Consider the following 13,784-nt stretch of genomic DNA (forward strand, 5'->3'; position numbering starts at 1 on the left):
TGCGACGCTGCGTAAGTTTTGCAAAAGTCATGCAGATTGCCGCATCTGAATAACCACATGTTAGCCGCCGAGACTACGGTGAAGCAAGCGACAAAGTAAATGCAGGCAACAAGTGCGAAAATAGGCGGAAATTCTTCAAGGTATGGCACAAGGCTTTCCCAAAATGATAAAGTAAAGAATTAGCCAACAGAGTAAGCACCAATGAAGCGCAATCTGCCAGCCTATCCAATCTATCTACTGTCATTATTCGCCATCCTTGCATCAGGCTTGCTGAGGCCTGCACATGCGCAAACCATGTACCGTTGCGGCAGCGTTTTTCAGGACCGTCCCTGTGAGAGCGGCCAGCAAAAAGTCATCGGCACAATCAAGACGCCGGGCTCTTCGGATAAACCGGTATTGGACTTAAGTTGTACGCGGCGCGGTGAGGAAGCAAAAAAAATTATCTGGATGCGCGAAGGCGGTGCGTTACAGGATAAATTACTGGCAGAAGCCAGCTCCAGCGAACGGCGCAAATTGATTGCCGATGTGTACGCCATCCGCGGCAATTCCAGCGATGTCCGGGCCGCGATTGAGAACGATTGCATGGCAGAAAAAGCCAACGCCCAGCAATTCGGCAACAGAATCGATGAAGATCTACCGAGCCAGGCACGCACTGCGGCTCAGCGGGCAAACACCAATGCCGCACAAGAAAAACAAACGAATAATGCCGCCGATACGACGAATACCGCAGCACTGAAACGCGCGCAATGCGATACGCTAAAAAATCAGTTGGCAAATACCCGTAGTGCTCAGAGATGGGGCGGTAGCGCAGGCACCATGGATAGTTTGAACCAACAGCGCCGCAGTATAGAAAGCCAATTGAAATCCCTGGGTTGCGACAGCACACAAGGACTGGTGCAGTGATGCCGGGCAAAATGACATTCAAACCAAAGATTATTGGGTCCGCTATTGGATAGGTAGGACTTACGCAAAACGACCAACTGCTTACCACTACTCAAATTGAAACCGCATACTGGATGCGGCTTTCAGAGACGTTTCGTGCCAACAGGCGCACCCAGCTTACGGCTTCATTCCGATATTAAAACGGCATGAAGTCAGTTCCTCTCTTATCTTTTCTCCGTGGTGAGAGGTTTTAGTTTTTGCGTAAGCCGCGTATTGATTTGTCATGCTGCCGCCCCATCATGGATTAAGATTAAAAACGAATCCGTAATACCGATGCGGTTTAGCGAGCAATAATGCGCTGTAAGGCGCATGAATACGGCGGATACAAATTAAAAAAACCGGAAGGTATTAAAAATACACTCCCGGCTTTGAAAATCGTATATTGAACAATTCTACAAACCCGTATGACTCGCGATAAACGCCTTCATTTTTGCTACGTCGGTACCCATGACCTCAAAGCGCTGCGGTAATGCCTCGATGTTTTCAAAGCCTGCCGGACGTTCTGCATTGCGCCCTAAAGCTTCCTGTATCGTCTCATTGAATTTTGCTGGCAAGGCGGTTTCCAGCACGATCATTGGAATATCTTGCTCTATGCGTTCCAAGGCGACTTTGATACCGTCGGCAGTATGCGTATCAACGGTGATGCCGTAATCTTTTTCGACCTGACGAATCGTCCTCAGGCGGTCTGCATGGATGGATTTACCCGACTCAAAACCGAAGCGCGCGATCTTTTTAAATTCATCGCCATCGCTGCCTGGATTGCCGGATAAATCGAAACCGCCTTGCGTTTCGACTTTACGGAACAGCGCCGCCAGACGCGCACTATCGCCGTCCAGCAGATCATGGATGAAGCGTTCAAAATTCGAGGCTTTGGAAATATCCATCGACGGACTGGTGGTGTGCCAGGTCTCGGCCGACTTACGCACCCGATACACCCCGGTGCGGAAGAATTCATCGAGCACATCGTTTTCATTGGTTGCCACAACCAGTTTGGCAATCGGCAAACCCATCATGCGGGCGATATGACCCGCGCAGATATTCCCGAAATTACCGGACGGCACAGTGAACGACACCTGTTGATCGTTGCTGGCAGTCGCGCTTAAATAGCCGCGGAAGTAATACACCACCTGCGCCACGACTCGTGCCCAGTTGATCGAATTGACGGTGCCGATTTTTTGCCGGGCTTTATACTCAAGATCATTCGAGACTGCCTTGACCATGTCCTGGCAATCATCGAACACGCCTTCGACCGCGATATTAAAAATGTTCGGATCTTGCAAGCTGAACATTTGGGCAGTCTGGAAGGCGCTCATTTTTTTATGCGGCGACAGCATGAATACCCGTATACCCTTTTTACCGCGCATCGCATATTCGGCAGCGCTGCCAGTATCGCCCGAGGTCGCGCCAAAAATATTCAACTCGGCATGATTTTTGGCCAAGGTATATTCGAATAAATTCCCCAGCAATTGCATCGCCATGTCTTTGAACGCCAGCGTCGGGCCGTTCGACAGAGCCTGCAATAGCAGTTTGCGGCCGTCCTGGTCTTGCAGGACGCGCAGCGGCGTGATTTGGGCAGCGTCCTCGCCCGCGCGCGCATTGCGATACACGCTGGCAGTGTAGGTCTTGTCGGTAATTGCCTTCAGATCGGCGGCTGGAATATCGCTGGCAAATTTTTGTAATACTGCCAATGCCAGATCGGCGTAGGACAGCTTGCGCCAGGCATTCAGTTCATCAGCGCTGACTTGCGGGTAGGATGTCGGCAAATACAGGCCGCCATCGGGAGCCAGACCGCCTAAGAGTATTTCGGAAAAATTCGGGCGTGCGGCATGTCCGCGTGTTGAAGCGTATTGCATAAGATGACAGACAAAATTGGAGGAGTTGGACGAATATTCTCCGTATTATATCGCCCTTACCCTGCCCTAACCTGCGAAAATTTGGTCAGCCCCCGATTCGGGATAATTCCATGAGGGAGCATGCAAAAATACCGCACCACACAGCCGTCAGACAGGCAGAGAGAAAAACCATCGCCCGGTGCGCACCGTGTGGTGGCGTTGATGGCTTATTCATCCAGCAAACGCCCGGGATGACTGTACACCACAAAACCTTGCTGCCGTACAAAACCGATCAGACATATCCCTGCCTGTTCCGCAATACGGATTGCCAGTGTGGTCGGTGCCGAGATCGTTGCCAGAATCGCGATATCGGCACGGGCTGCCTTTTGTAGCAATTCATAGCTTGCCCGGCTGGTCATCAGTGCAAAGCCGGCGACAAGTGGCGCCACTTGATTCTTGCCCTGCATATCAGTACCCAATGCACCGATCAATTTATCCAGCGCATTGTGACGTCCCACGTCTTCCCTGACGATCTGGATATCGCCTTGCAGGTCAACCCATGCTGCGGCATGCAAGGCACCGGTCAGCGCATTCACCGGCTGCCTTGCCTGTAAATTACTGAAAGCTTTTTTCAATGCCGATTTACTGACTTGCGGGCGCTTGGTCACGACCGGTGTCGCCAGATCCAGTGCGGTCAGGCTCTCCAGTCCGCACAGGCCACAACCGGTCTTGCCGGACAGACTGCGGCGCTTGTGTTTTAATCTGGCGAAACAAGCGGAAGCGATCGATATCCGAACTTCGATACCGAAGGCAGCAGAATTCTGTACGCACTCCATATCGTAGATCTGATCGAGCCGGTCAACGATTTGTTCGGTCAGACTGAAACCTATCGCGAAGTCCTCCAGATCCATCGGGGTCGCCATCATGACGGCATGCGAGATGCCGTTAAAGACCAGCGCCACCGGCATTTCTTCCGCGATCGCGTCATCGGTACGCGCCACCGCGTGCGCCGAGAATGTATGCCGCTCTATCGGCAAACGACGACTGGCACGCGCCATTTCATCGGCCGGATTCATTTTGTCGCGATGCATGCTGCACGCCCTTTTTCTGTCAATGCCAGCATGGTCCTGTCGCCATCCTGCACGGCATGTACCCAGCCCAGTCCTTGCTCCTGACCGATGCGCTGTTCACCAAGATACGCAAGGCAGCGCAGCAAGCTGCTGTGCCGCGCACCGAGTTTTTTGCTCAGCCGCGCCATCGATACCGGTTCCGGCTGCGTCGCCAGTTCTGCCAGCAAAGCATCGGCCAAACCGGCAACCGGATTGATGGCAGCCGCGCCGGTCACCTGCGTTGACATTGGTTTTGGCACGTCCTCATTCATGATTCACCTGAATTCAGTGGCTCAGTTAATTACAGTGATGTGCGGCGCAATCACGACCGGTATCGATTTGGATGTCGGAGTACGTGCATAATCGGCGAAACTCGACAACGGCACCAGGCCATTGGTTTCGGGAAAATAAGCGGCCAGACAACCGCGCGGGATATTGTATTCGACCAGCATGAAACGCTTTACCTGACGTCGGGCATGGTCATCGCACAGACTCTCGATATCGACCCAGTCGCCAGCCTGCATTGCCAGCTCGCGCATATCCTCCCGATTGATGAACAAGACCCTGCGTTCGCCAAATACGCCGCGGTAACGGTCATTCATGCCGTAGATCGTGGTGTTGTACTGATCATGCGAACGCATCGTCGCGAGATTGAATACCGGTGAACTGCGGCTTGCACGCGCCTGATGAATCGGCAAATCGGTAGGCACAGCATGCGTATAAAAATTCGCTTTATTGCTTGCGGTTTTCCACAGACGCTCCGATGCAGTATTGCGTAAATGAAAACCGCCCGGTACTTTGACACGGGTATTAAAGTCGGCAAAATCATCGAACACTGCGGCGATCTTGTCGCGGATACGGTCATAGTCTGCGACCAGCCATAGCCAATCGGTTTTAGTGCGCCCTTTCAGCGTTGCCGCAGCCAGCCGGGCGACGATCATCGGCTCCGATAACAGGTCGGGCGAGGCCGGTGCATTAATCCCGGACGACAGATGCACCATGCTCATGGAATCTTCCACACTCACGGCTTGCGGTCCGCCCGCCTGGATATCAATCTCGGTGCGGCCCAGACAAGGCAGGATCAAGGCATCGCGTCCGCACACCAGATGACTGCGATTCAGCTTGGTGGCTACGTGCACAGTCAAGGCACAATTTTGCAAAGCCTTGTGCGTCAGTTCCGTATCCGGCGTCGCCGTCGCGAAGTTGCCGCCGAGCGCAAAAAAGACCTTGTTTGGCGCATCCAGCATCGCCTGGATCGCGCCGACCGTGTCGTAGCCGTGCGCACGCGGCGGAGTGAAATCAAACACCTGACCTAATCGATCAAGAAAAGCGGCACCCGGTTTTTCATAAATACCCATGGTGCGGTCGCCCTGTACATTGCTGTGACCGCGCACCGGACAAGGTCCGGCACCGGGGCGACCGATGTTGCCGCGCAACAGCAAGAGATTCACGATCATCTGTATAGTCGCGACGGAATGCTTGTGCTGGGTAATACCCATGCCCCAGCAGGCGATAACTTTACCGGCACCCATGTAAATATCGGCGGCACGCTGGATCTGCGCTCGTTCCAGGCCGGATTCGCGGATGATGACATCCCACGGCTCAGTCAATACTTCGGCAGCAAATTGCTCGAAATTGGCGGTATGTTCAGCGATAAATCCGACATCGATGATGCGGTGCTTACCGGCAGCCTGCGCCGCGCTATCGGCTTCCAGCACGCATTTGATCATGCCCTTGACGGTCGCCAGATCGCCGCCGATTTTAAGCTGGAAATAATCGGATGAAATCGCCGTCGATTGGCCGCTGATCATTTCCGTCATGTCTTGCGGATTCTGGAATTTTTCCAGGCCGCGCTCCCGCAAAGGATTGAACGACACAATCGCCGCACCGCGCTTCGATGCGGCGCGCAGCTCACCCAGCATGCGTGGATGATTGGTGCCCGGATTTTGCCCAAAAATCAGAATCGCATCGGCAATCTGAAAATCCGATAACAGCACGGTTCCTTTACCGACACCGATGGCCTCGCGCATCGCCAAGCCCGAGGGTTCGTGACACATATTCGAGCAATCCGGAAAATTATTCGTACCGAATTCACGCACGAACAATTGGTATAGAAAAGCGGCCTCATTACTGGTGCGACCGGAGGTATAAAAAATCGCATCATCCGGCGACGGCAAGGCATTCAGATGTGTCGCGATCAGATCAAACGCACTCTCCCAGGAAATCGCCTGATAGCGGTCGCTGCTGCGATCGTACTGCATAGGCTGGGTCATGCGGCCCAGGCCTTCCAGCCAATAATCGCTGTGGGCAGCCAGCTCTTTGACGGTATGGGCGGCGATGACATCCGGTGTGGCGCGACGCGCTGTCGATTCGGCGGCAACCGCCTTGGCGCCGTTTTCGCAGAATTCAAAAGTCGAGGTGTGATCCGCATCCGGCCAGGCGCAACCGGGACAATCAAAGCCGTCAGGCTGATTCGCCGACAACAGGGTTTTTGCGCCTTTACCGGGAATACCTTGTTCGATAATTTGTTGTGCAACGCTTTTCAGGGCACCCCAGCCGCCCGCTGGCCGGTTATACACCTGAACTACTTTTTTACTCATGGCAACCTCATACCTCAGACCTGCAAGCTACCCAGTATTTTTACTCACTGAGTCATCGACTATTCCAGTCCACCCAGAAGCTCGTGATTCCAGCAAAGACTGGAAGCCGGTGGCGTACTGAGAAAGTCACTGTATCCACTGGCTTTGACAATCCCATGAAGGGAATCCGGTTTAGGGAAGAGCAACATTTTATTAACGATGTATCACCACCATCAGCGCCTTGGCCTCGGTTTTACCGATATTGCGTATGGCATGATTTTTATCGGCTTCATAACGTGCCGTACCGCCCACTTTGAGTTTTTTCTTGATCCCATCGACCTCCACCTCCACATGACCGTTCAACAGAGTCAAATGTTCGGTAGCGCCGGGATCGTGCGAGTTCGAAACCAGTGCGCCGCCCGGCGCCAGGCTAAGCTCATACCATTCATATTTGCCGGCCAGCTCCATCGGGCCGAGAATTTTCAGGACATAGCCCGCATGCTCGCCTGGCAAGGTCGGCGTCTCATGCGGCTCCAGCATGCGGATCACATCGACTTTGGGCGCTTCGGCGGACAAGAGTTCGGCGATTCCCACCCCTAGCGCATTCGCCAGACGCCAAGCAACGGCGATCGTGGGATTGGCTTTTTCTCTCTCGATCTGGGACAACATCGACTTCGATACCCCGGCAGTACGAGATAAGTCCTCCAGGGTCAGGCTACGATCCAGGCGCATTCTTTGTAAGGTCGCGCCCACTTCGGGCGGTGTATTCGGCAAAATTTTTTTCATATTTTCTCTTGCATAGTTCCATAAGCACAGATAATATCCACTATATCGAACTTTAGTTCTTCATATCGAATATTTCAATAGATTAAAAACATCTTACCAGACTGCAATGCTGTTGGGATGTTTTTTCAGCCATACCGGAGGCAAGCATGGGCACTACAACAACGACAACAGGGAATAGACAGGCGTTTTTTAACGGATTAAGCCAGAATCTGGACAATCTGCGCCAGCAAGGGCTGTACAAACCTGAGCGTGTCATTGCATCCCGCCAGGGAGCCGAAGTCACCTGCGACGACGGTCGCCAACTGATCAATCTGTGTGCCAATAATTATCTGGGCTTGTCCGGTGATGAAGCCATGGTGCAAGCCTCGATCAAGGCGACCGAGCAATATGGTTACGGCCTGTCCTCGGTGCGCTTCATCTGCGGTACGCAAACCGTACACAAACAATTAGAACGTGCGCTCTCCGATTTTTTGGGAACGGAAGATACTATTTTGTACGCCGCGGCATTTGATGCAAACGGCGGCGTGTTTGAGCCTTTGTTTGATGAAAACGATGCGATTATTTCCGACGCGCTAAATCACGCCTCCATCATCGACGGCATCCGTCTGTGCAAAGCAGCGCGCTTGCGCTATGCTCACAACGATATGGCGGATCTGGAAACCCAATTGCAAACTGCAGCCGGCAAACGTCATCGCGTGATTGTGACCGACGGCGTGTTCTCTATGGATGGCACGATTGCCCAGCTCGATAAAATTTGCGCTCTGGCAGACAAATACGATGCACTGGTCATGATCGATGAATGCCATGCCTCCGGCTTCATGGGCGCGACCGGTCGCGGCACGCATGAGCATCACAATGTCCTGGGCCGCATCGACATCATCACCGGCACGCTGGGAAAGGCACTCGGTGGCGCGATGGGCGGCTTTACCGCTGCCCGCAAAGAAGTGATCGATACCTTGCGGCAAAAATCCCGTCCTTATTTGTTTTCCAACACGCTCGCGCCATCGATCGCCGGTGCATCGCTGGCGGTATTGCAACGCCTGTCCTCCTCAACGGAATTACGCGATCGCTTGCATGCAAATACCGCGCATTTCCGCAGAGAGGTTGCCGCACTCGGCTTCACGATTAAACCAGGCACCCATCCGGTGGTGCCGGTGATGCTATTCGATGCGCCGGTGGCACAAAAATTCGCTGCCCGCCTATACGATCTTGGGGTTCTGGTGACTGGTTTCTTTTATCCGGTGGTGCCGATGGGACAAGCCCGCGTCCGCGTGCAGTTGTCTGCCGCCCACACGACAGAGCAACTGAACACCGCTCTCGCCGCCTTCGCGCAAGCCGGTCGCGAACTGGGCTTGATTAAATAGGATAATTAGTAAATTCTTTAACGACCATTAATCCATTTCAAAAATACGCAGACAGGAAATCACATGGAAAGAATATTAGTCATAGGCGCGAACGGCCAGATCGGCAGCGAACTGGTAGAGGCATTGGCAGCGCAACACGGCGCAGACAATGTGATAGCGGCAGATATCAGCCAGAGCAGCTTGTATGGCGCCAAGGTATATCAGGTCATCGACGTACTGAATACCGCACGTCTTGCCGAAGTCGTCGAGCAATATCATGTGACGCAGGTGTATCAATTAGCCGCCCTGCTATCGGCTACCGGCGAACAGGCGCCATTGAAAGCCTGGACGCTGAACATGGATGGTTTGCTGAACATCCTCGAACTCGCACGTATTCGCGGCGCAGCCGGCAAGCCTTTAAAAGTCTTCTGGCCGTCATCGATCGCCGCCTTCGGACCGAACACGCCAGCCGTCAATACGCCGCAATATACGGTAATGGATCCGAGTACGATTTACGGGATCAGCAAGCTGGCAGGTGAGCGTCTGTGTGAATATTATTTCCAAAAATACGGCGTCGATGTCCGCAGCATTCGCTATCCAGGCATCATCAGCTACAAATCCCCTCCGGGTGGCGGCACTACCGATTATGCGATTGCGATTTTCCATTCAGCATTGCGGGGCGAGCGCTATGAATGCTTCCTCGATGCAGAGACAACGCTGCCGATGATCTACATGCCTGATGCGATCCGCGCAACGATTTCATTGATGGAGGCTCCTGCCGGCAAACTTTCTATACGTTCTTCCTATAATGTTGCCGGTTTAAGCTTTAATCCACGGGAATTGGCCCTTGCAATCAAACAAAATTTGCCGGACTTTGACATACACTACGCCCCAGACAGCCGCCAAGCTATTGCGGCAACCTGGCCGCAGAGCCTGGATGACAGTAGCGCCAGCAAAGACTGGGGATGGCAAGCACAAATTGGTCTGGAACAATTGGTAAGCGACATGCTGAAGAACGTCAAGATCAGTGATGGAGCGCTTGCTGCATAAAACAAAAACGGATCGGCGCGACTCATGCCAGAAGCAGGAGCGGGCGCAATCCGGACACAAGAGACAAAGGACAATGTATGGACATGCGGGTATTTGATTTATTTAAAATAGGAGTAGGTCCATCGAGTTCGCATACCGTCGGTCCCATGCTGGCTGCGCGACGCTTCTTGCTCGAATGTCCTGAATTATTTAAAGTCAGCAAAATCCAGGTTGCCCTGTACGGCTCACTCGCCCTCACCGGTCACGGCCATGCCACGGATAAAGCAATTTTGCTCGGACTGATGGGCGAGACGCCGCAAGACGTGATTCCCGATTCGGTAGAGGATAAACTGAGCGCGCTGGCAAGCAGCGGCAGCATAAATTTGCTAGGTGAATATCCGGTCAAGTTCGACATGATGGACGACCTTTTGTGGCACAAACAAGAAGTCTTGCCCGGCCATCCGAACGGTATGCGTTTTACGCTGACACGCAATGACGGCACTCGCTGCGAACAAGTGTTTTATTCTACCGGTGGCGGCTTTATCTCGACTGAAGCCGAGCTGCAGCAATCTGCAAAGGGTGGCAGCGAAGCGGGTACTGCGGCCACATCTTCTCTCCCCTTCCCTTTTGGCACGATGGCCGAGTTACTGGCGCACGGCCAGCGTAGCGGACTCTCGATCGCGGCCATGTTGCGTGCCAATGAGATCACCCGTTGCAGCGATGCCGAGCTGGATGCGGGGATCGATAAAATCTGGTCGGTGATGAAGGGCTGCATCTCACGCGGTCTGCAAATTTCCGGTGAATTGCCAGGCGGTCTGCATGTGAAACGACGTGCTGCAAAACTGTGGCGCAGCGCGAATGAAAATGCCGATGTCTTGCCGCACGACGGCATGCATAAGGTCAGCCTGTATGCCATGGCAGTCAATGAAGAAAACGCCGCTGGCGGCCGCGTCGTGACTGCGCCTACCAATGGCGCTGCGGGGATTATTCCAGCCGTCTTGCGTTATTACGCGGAAGACTGCAAGCCAAGCAATCCCGAACAAGGAATACGTAATTTTTTATTAGTGGCTTCTGCAATCGGCATGCTCTGCAAAAAGAATGCTTCGATTTCAGGTGCAGAAATCGGCTGTCAGGGCGAAGTCGGCGTAGCCTGTGCGATGGCAGCTGCGGGCCTGACCGCGGCACTCGGCGGCACCAATGAACAGATCGAATCGGCTGCCGAGATTGGTATCGAACATCACCTTGGCATGACCTGCGACCCTATCGGCGGCCTGGTACAAATTCCCTGCATAGAACGCAATGGCATGGGCGCGGTCAAGGCAATCACTGCGGCATCCCTCGCCCTAAAAAGCGATGGCACCCATCACGTCAGCCTGGACCAGGTCATCGAAACCATGCGCCAGACCGGTGCTGATATGCAGACCAAATACAAAGAAACGTCTTTGGGCGGCCTGGCAGTACATGTGGTTACCGTGAATCACGCGGCTTGCTGATAATTCGACTTTAGTAGGACTTACGCAAAACGACAAGCCGCTTACGGCAATTCAAATTGAAACCGCAGGCTGGATGCGGCTTTCAGCGACGTTTCGTGCCAACAGGTGCACCCAGCTTGCGGGTTCATTTGAATATCAAAACACGATAGAGCTACTTCCTCCCTTAGCTTTTCCCCGTGTCTCTGTGGTGAGAGGTTTTGGTTTTTGCGTAAATCCTATTAGTACTGTTATAGCCAATCAAGTCTCCAGGCGTCTTTATTGGCTATCGTCAACATTTCTTACGTCGCCAAATTTGTAATTTACCAAAAATAAACTACTATTTCCCTATAGGCTTTGCCCGGATGCAAAACCCGTCAAGGCAGGATGCCTGGTGTAGAGATATTGTCAATTCACTTGAATAAAGGGAAGACATATCATGTATAGCAAAATCCTCTTACCTGTTGATGGTTCAGTACTGTCACACGATAGCGCTAACGCAGGGCTGGAACTGGCAAGGCAATTACAGGCATCGGTTGTCACCGCCTTTATTGCACCGACCTATCAATATCCGGTATATAGCGAATTTATCCCACCGGTCAGCCAGACCGACGAAGAATATCAGGCTGCGATGACGGCAATGGCAGAAACTTATTTTCAGCCAGTCAAGGAGGCAGCAAACTCCTTGGGCATCATTGTACAAACCGAGACCCGGTTCAGCGATTCGACTGCCAAAGAAATCGTTCATATCGCTCAACGACATGGCTGTGATTTGATTTTTATGGGTTCACATGGCAGAAGCGGTTTGGGTAATTTTTTACTCGGCAGCGTCACTACCAAGGTGTTGTCGATTTGCCAGATCCCGGTCCTGGTCCACAGAATCAAACACGGCTAAAGCGGCAAGAAAAACCCAGGCATCAACACGAACGGCAAGACGCATGACATAAGACAAAAATTCGCTAGCGCACCGATAATCCGGGACCAGAATATCTACATCACCGAAGTAAGTTACTCACTATCGTTTTTTAGAAACCGGTAGATGGATAACACTATGCTTAAGCACATAAGCAATAGCACACAATCTGTTGTAGTTCAGTATCAACCCAACTCCCCGGCAGCCGTCAGACCTCTCCAGCCAAGCTTGAGCAGTACGGATCTCCTGGTTTTTCCTGCCGAAAACTACCTAAAGCCGGCATCGAAAATCCTTGCAACCATCACTGTCATGGCAGGAAAAACCGTCATCCCACAACAGGGCAAAGAAGTTGCTGTAGTGCTGAATTAGTGTTAGTTTATTTAGAGACGTAACTGCAATAGATGCCATTCCAACGTTCGCCCACCAGGAGTTCAACATGACCTATAAAACCGTACTCGTCCATGTAGATGAATCAAATCGCTCTGCGCTCAGAGTCAAGGTCGCAGCGGAGATCGCGATTGCCGACAATGCCCACCTGATCGGCACTGCGGTTACCGGCGTTTCGCGCTTTATCTATCAGGACGGCAACATCAGTGCCAGCGATCCTAATTTGACGGTGCATCTGAATTTTTTGCGTGAGCGTGCCGAAAAAGCGATTGCCAGCTTCGACAAAGATGTACGAGATTTCGGCGTGCAATCTTTCGAGAGCATCATTGCAAACGATGAAGCTGGCGGCGGCATAGGCTTAAAAGCGCGTTACAGCGATCTGGTCGTGATCGGACAAACTGACCGCGATGAACCGTCCCCCTCAGTATTGCCGGACTTTCCGGAATATATCGTGATGAATTCGGGCCGCCCCGTACTGATCCTTCCTTATACCGGCGATTTCACCACGGTCGCCAAGCGCCCCATGATCTCCTGGAATGCAAGCCGCGAATCTACTCGCGCCGTAACCGATGCAATCCCGTTATTAAAGCGTGCCGATCTGGTGCAGGTTGCCATCTTTAATCCGAAGGCGACTCCCGATGCGCATGGCGAACAACCCGGTGCGGATATTGCGCTCTATCTTGCCCGTCATGGCATTAAAGTCGAAGTCTCCATACATAAGACATCGACCGATATCGGCAATGCACTGCTGTCCCTGGCACACGATCTCGACAGCGACATGCTGGTCATGGGAGGTTACGGCCATTCGCGTTTCCGCGAAATGATCATGGGCGGCGTCACCAGGACGATTTTGGAAAGTATGACGATTCCCGTTCTGATGTCGCATTAAACGACTGCGACATGTCATTCGCAAATGCGCCAGGTCGCTCATGCGGCCTAAAAGTAGCGTATGCTTAGACTGTTTTTATGGGAGTCATCATGTCGATTTCAGCACTTAATGCAGGTTTATCCGGTTTGCAATCTTACCAACGTGCATTGGATAACTCTGCCAACAGTATTGCTAACGCCAGCACGAATGGCTTTCAGCCGCAAGAGGTCGCGTTTCAGGAAGGAAAAAATGGCGGCGTCACGACCACTATCAGCAATGGCGTAGAAACCGATGGCAGTTCAAGCACTGCCAGTAGCACCGATCTGACGAAAGAGATTATTCAATCGTTAGAATTTAAAGCAGGTTTTGACATTAATGCAAAAGTGGTCAAAACATCCGACGAGATACTTGGCACCATCATTAATATCAAAGCTTAATTTTTTAGCTTCCTCATTCTTCCATTAAAAACCGATGACATAAACGCCTATCATGTTTCATCTATGCATAATGCAAAAACAAAAAGCACC

At 52.4% G+C, this 13,784-nt stretch carries 13 protein-coding genes; 8 read left to right on the top strand and 5 right to left on the bottom strand.

Annotated elements, in window-relative coordinates; genetic code table 11:
• The first annotated feature begins 201 nt into the window (after positions 1-201).
• The gene (locus LPB67_RS08285; protein WP_262836646.1) at positions 202-903 is read left to right on the top strand and encodes a hypothetical protein; all 702 of its coding nucleotides are present in this window, start codon (positions 202-204) and stop codon (positions 901-903) included.
• 431 nt (positions 904-1,334) lie between these two features.
• Here LPB67_RS08285 and thrC read toward each other — a convergent pair whose 3' ends face one another.
• The 5 genes from thrC to LPB67_RS08310 form a co-directional block, all read right to left on the bottom strand.
• Complete coding sequence (gene thrC, locus LPB67_RS08290) at positions 1,335-2,795, bottom strand: threonine synthase (protein WP_262836647.1); 1,461 nt, start codon at positions 2,793-2,795, stop codon at positions 1,335-1,337.
• Between the two features lie 206 nt (positions 2,796-3,001).
• Positions 3,002-3,865 carry a formate dehydrogenase accessory sulfurtransferase FdhD gene (gene fdhD, locus LPB67_RS08295; protein ID WP_262836648.1) on the bottom strand — a complete coding sequence of 288 codons (864 nt, stop codon included), beginning with the start codon at positions 3,863-3,865 and terminating at the stop codon, positions 3,002-3,004.
• Complete coding sequence (locus LPB67_RS08300) at positions 3,847-4,155, bottom strand: hypothetical protein (protein ID WP_262836649.1); 309 nt, start codon at positions 4,153-4,155, stop codon at positions 3,847-3,849. The genes fdhD and LPB67_RS08300 overlap by 19 nt, the downstream gene beginning before the upstream one ends.
• Before the next feature lie 21 nt (positions 4,156-4,176).
• On the bottom strand, positions 4,177-6,483 hold the full coding sequence (locus LPB67_RS08305; protein ID WP_262836651.1) for an FdhF/YdeP family oxidoreductase: 2,307 nt from the start codon (positions 6,481-6,483) through the stop codon (positions 4,177-4,179).
• 192 nt (positions 6,484-6,675) lie between these two features.
• Positions 6,676-7,248: a helix-turn-helix domain-containing protein gene (locus LPB67_RS08310; RefSeq protein WP_262836652.1), complete on the bottom strand. Its 573-nt coding sequence runs from the start codon at positions 7,246-7,248 to the stop codon at positions 6,676-6,678.
• A 146-nt stretch (positions 7,249-7,394) separates the two neighbouring features.
• Between LPB67_RS08310 and kbl the strand changes: the two genes are divergently transcribed.
• The 7 genes from kbl (at position 7,395) to LPB67_RS08345 (ending at position 13,694) form a co-directional block, all read left to right on the top strand.
• Positions 7,395-8,612, top strand: coding sequence for a glycine C-acetyltransferase (gene kbl / locus LPB67_RS08315; protein WP_262836653.1), 1,218 nt, complete (start codon positions 7,395-7,397; stop codon positions 8,610-8,612).
• 63 nt (positions 8,613-8,675) lie between these two features.
• Positions 8,676-9,641 carry an NAD-dependent epimerase/dehydratase family protein gene (locus tag LPB67_RS08320; protein WP_262836654.1) on the top strand — a complete coding sequence of 322 codons (966 nt, stop codon included), beginning with the start codon at positions 8,676-8,678 and terminating at the stop codon, positions 9,639-9,641.
• 77 nt (positions 9,642-9,718) lie between these two features.
• Positions 9,719-11,113 (top strand): L-serine ammonia-lyase, encoded by a 1,395-nt coding sequence (locus tag LPB67_RS08325; RefSeq protein WP_262836656.1) that lies wholly within the window; start codon positions 9,719-9,721, stop codon positions 11,111-11,113.
• A gap of 415 nt (positions 11,114-11,528) precedes the next feature.
• Positions 11,529-11,984 carry a universal stress protein gene (locus LPB67_RS08330; RefSeq protein WP_262836657.1) on the top strand — a complete coding sequence of 152 codons (456 nt, stop codon included), beginning with the start codon at positions 11,529-11,531 and terminating at the stop codon, positions 11,982-11,984.
• Positions 11,985-12,140: 156 nt separating this feature from the next.
• Positions 12,141-12,371, top strand: a complete 231-nt coding sequence (locus LPB67_RS08335; RefSeq protein ID WP_262836658.1) for a hypothetical protein — start codon at positions 12,141-12,143, stop codon at positions 12,369-12,371.
• A gap of 67 nt (positions 12,372-12,438) precedes the next feature.
• Entirely contained in the window at positions 12,439-13,278 is an 840-nt protein-coding gene (locus LPB67_RS08340; RefSeq protein WP_262836659.1) for a universal stress protein, read from the top strand.
• Positions 13,279-13,367: 89 nt separating this feature from the next.
• Positions 13,368-13,694: a flagellar basal body rod C-terminal domain-containing protein gene (locus LPB67_RS08345; RefSeq protein ID WP_262836660.1), complete on the top strand. Its 327-nt coding sequence runs from the start codon at positions 13,368-13,370 to the stop codon at positions 13,692-13,694.
• Positions 13,695-13,784 lie beyond the last annotated feature (90 nt).

It is taken from the genome of Undibacterium sp. Jales W-56 (assembly GCF_025548535.1).
Taxonomy (GTDB): domain Bacteria; phylum Pseudomonadota; class Gammaproteobacteria; order Burkholderiales; family Burkholderiaceae_D; genus Undibacterium.

Bases quoted from the DNA above. Each gene is read 5' to 3' on its own strand.
- LPB67_RS08285 (WP_262836646.1), top strand. From the start codon at position 202: ATGAAGCGCAATCTGCCAGCCTATCCAATCTATCTACTGTCATTATTC.
- thrC (WP_262836647.1), bottom strand. From the start codon at position 2,795: ATGCAATACGCTTCAACACGCGGACATGCCGCACGCCCGAATTTTTCC.
- fdhD (WP_262836648.1), bottom strand. From the start codon at position 3,865: ATGCATCGCGACAAAATGAATCCGGCCGATGAAATGGCGCGTGCCAGT.
- LPB67_RS08300 (WP_262836649.1), bottom strand. From the start codon at position 4,155: ATGAATGAGGACGTGCCAAAACCAATGTCAACGCAGGTGACCGGCGCG.
- LPB67_RS08305 (WP_262836651.1), bottom strand. From the start codon at position 6,483: ATGAGTAAAAAAGTAGTTCAGGTGTATAACCGGCCAGCGGGCGGCTGG.
- LPB67_RS08310 (WP_262836652.1), bottom strand. From the start codon at position 7,248: ATGAAAAAAATTTTGCCGAATACACCGCCCGAAGTGGGCGCGACCTTA.
- kbl (WP_262836653.1), top strand. From the start codon at position 7,395: ATGGGCACTACAACAACGACAACAGGGAATAGACAGGCGTTTTTTAAC.
- LPB67_RS08320 (WP_262836654.1), top strand. From the start codon at position 8,676: ATGGAAAGAATATTAGTCATAGGCGCGAACGGCCAGATCGGCAGCGAA.
- LPB67_RS08325 (WP_262836656.1), top strand. From the start codon at position 9,719: ATGGACATGCGGGTATTTGATTTATTTAAAATAGGAGTAGGTCCATCG.
- LPB67_RS08330 (WP_262836657.1), top strand. From the start codon at position 11,529: ATGTATAGCAAAATCCTCTTACCTGTTGATGGTTCAGTACTGTCACAC.
- LPB67_RS08335 (WP_262836658.1), top strand. From the start codon at position 12,141: ATGCTTAAGCACATAAGCAATAGCACACAATCTGTTGTAGTTCAGTAT.
- LPB67_RS08340 (WP_262836659.1), top strand. From the start codon at position 12,439: ATGACCTATAAAACCGTACTCGTCCATGTAGATGAATCAAATCGCTCT.
- LPB67_RS08345 (WP_262836660.1), top strand. From the start codon at position 13,368: ATGTCGATTTCAGCACTTAATGCAGGTTTATCCGGTTTGCAATCTTAC.